Source organism: Candidatus Hydrogenedentota bacterium (genome assembly GCA_016791475.1).
In the GTDB taxonomy this organism is placed as follows: domain Bacteria; phylum Hydrogenedentota; class Hydrogenedentia; order Hydrogenedentales; family JAEUWI01; genus JAEUWI01.
Genome location: JAEUWI010000210.1, coordinates 1 through 741, shown reverse-complemented (window position 1 = coordinate 741; position 741 = coordinate 1). Strand labels below are relative to the sequence as shown.

2 protein-coding genes are annotated in these 741 nt (G+C 70.2%); one reads left to right on the top strand and one right to left on the bottom strand.

The genetic code is table 11. The features are described 5' to 3' along the window. Nucleotides 1-60: 60 nt before the first annotated feature. Entirely contained in the window at nt 61-576 is a 516-nt protein-coding gene (locus JNK74_28755) for an OmpA family protein (GenBank protein ID MBL7650174.1), read from the top strand. A 30-nt stretch (nt 577-606) separates the two neighbouring features. On the opposite strand, the gene JNK74_28750 is transcribed toward JNK74_28755, so the two are convergent. After that, nucleotides 607-741 (bottom strand): nicotinate-nucleotide diphosphorylase (carboxylating) (locus tag JNK74_28750; GenBank protein MBL7650173.1); only part of this gene is annotated, 135 nt, incomplete at its 5' end.

Below are 741 nucleotides of genomic sequence, written 5' to 3'. Positions count from 1 at the left end.
AGCGGGCCGTAGAACCCCGATGCACGCCGTCGCACCTCGACGGCAGACAACGGAGGTCTCATGAACCGCTTCACGCTGCTCGCCGTCCTCGTGGTGCTCACTGGCTGCAACCGCGCCGTCCAGACGTCGTTCACGCGCCCGCCCTCGATGGCGATCGCGCCCGACCCGGACGATCTGCCCCCCACCGCCGACGCCATCGCCGCCGTCGAGCAGGCGCTCAAGAACACCACCGTGCGCTTCGCGTTCGATCAGGATCAGCTCACACACGAGGCCCAGCAGTCGCTGCAGCACCTCGCGCGGGTGCTGAGGAAGCACCCCAACGTGAAGATCACCGTGGCCGGCAACTGCGACGAGCGCGGCACCGAGGAGTACAACTTCCTGCTCGCGCAGCGCCGCGCCGAGGCGGCCGCGCACTACCTCTGGGTGCTCGGCGTGCGGGAGCGCCAGCTCGAGACGATCAGCTACGGCGCCGAGCTCCCGCTGAGCCTCGAGGGCACTGAGGAGGCCTGGGCGCTCAACCGCCGCGACGACCTCACCGTGAAGCGCGTCACGCCGGTCGCGTCCATCGCGCCCTGACTCATCGAAGCTCGAGGCCGCGCCGTTCTGTCAGCGACGCGGCTTCACGCGGGGCGCTTCCTTCGCCGCGACGATCTCGAGCGACAGATCCATCGCCCGCGCCGAGTGCGTGAGCGCCCCCATCGACACGAAGTCCACGCCCAGCTTCGCCAGCACGGGCAGCCG

Excerpts from the sequence above, each read along its gene's own strand:
- JNK74_28755 (MBL7650174.1), top strand. The coding sequence starts at position 61 with ATGAACCGCTTCACGCTGCTCGCCGTCCTCGTGGTGCTCACTGGCTGC.